General features: G+C 62.8%; 1 protein-coding gene. It reads right to left on the bottom strand.

The genetic code is table 11. From position 1 onward, the window contains the following. Positions 1–59: 59 nt before the first annotated feature. Positions 60–1,204, bottom strand: a protein-coding gene (locus AAFP30_RS28770) for an IS3 family transposase (protein ID WP_419233482.1) whose coding sequence is annotated in 2 segments (ribosomal slippage) — positions 60–937 and positions 937–1,204 — 1,146 coding nt in all. Because the reading frame shifts where the segments join, the coding sequence is not laid out codon by codon here. Positions 1,205–1,286 lie beyond the last annotated feature (82 nt).

Raw genomic sequence — 1,286 nt, 5'->3', positions numbered from 1 at the left:
TGGCAGGTCCCCGATAACCGGCCCAGTCAGTTCTAGAGCCAGTTCCTACTTGCAGTTGATCAGTCGAACTCACAGCCCACGGGGTGATGCCGGTGGGTGCATCCGGCAGCGTACTCGGCAGGGGTCTGGTAGCCCAGCGCTGAGTGGCGATGGCGGTGGTTGTGGTCGTCCTTGAAGTCGCCGATGACCACACGGGCTTCCAGCAACGTCGGCCAACAGTTGCGGTTCAAGCATTCGTCGCGCAACCGGTTGTTGAACGACTCGATGAACCCGTTGTTCCACGGCGTGCCGGGCGGAATGTAGGAAATCCCCACCGACCCTGCACAGAATGCGCGCAAGGCCTCTGAGATGAACTCAGGCCCGTTATCCATACGCAGCACCATCGGCGGGCCACCCCAGATCGCGAAGACCTTCTCCAACTCCTCGATCAACCGCTCCGCGGTGATCGAGCGGTCCACGATGTTTAGCAGCGACATGCGGGTGTGTTCATCGACCATGGACGCGATCTTGATCTTGTGCCCGCCGTCGGTGGAGTCGAACTGAAAGTCCAATGCCCACACCACCTTCGGTGCGTCGGCAACCACGACCGGCACCGACGATTGGCCGGCTCGTTTGCGTCGAGGCGCCCGGCGTACCTGTAATCCTTCCTCCTTCCATAACCGGTGCACCCTCTTCTTGTTGACGGAGTCGCCCTCGTCGAAACGCAACCACGCCCAGGCCCGGCGGAACCCGTGTCGTGGGTTCTTGCGGGCGTAGGTCCGTAGCTGCTCACGCAGGTCGGCGTCGGGATCGGCAGGTGTTTGGGCTTGCGGCAACTGCCGATAGGCTGAGCGGGCGAGCCCAACAACCTTGCACGCCTTACGTTCTGACATGCTCATCACGTCTTTGAGCATGTCGATGGCGGCGCGCTTAGCGGTTGGGCTCAGAATTTTCCCTTGGCGATCTCCCGCAGCGCGTCCTTCTCCAACTCTGCGTCGGCCAGGAGCCGCTTCAGCCGACTGTTCTGGTCTCGCAGTTCTTTGAGTTCCTTGGCGGCGTCGCCGTCCATGCCGCCGTACTGGCGGCGCCAGTTGTACAAGGTGGCCGCCGACACCTCGAGGTCGGCGGCGATCTCCTCGCCGGTCTTGCCTTCTGCGGCCAACTCGTCGGCCCGGCGCAGCTTGCGCACGATGTCCTCCGCCGAGTGACGCTTACGTCCCGCCATGCTCCCTATCGTCCCTTCTCCGCCCTCATCAGGGCAATCAGGACTCTAGAACCAACCGGACCGGTTCACGGGGGACACGCCA

This window comes from Gordonia sp. CPCC 205515 (assembly GCF_048537925.1).
Classification (GTDB): Bacteria; Actinomycetota; Actinomycetes; order Mycobacteriales; family Mycobacteriaceae; genus Gordonia.
This window is presented reverse-complemented; position numbering and strand designations above follow the sequence as displayed.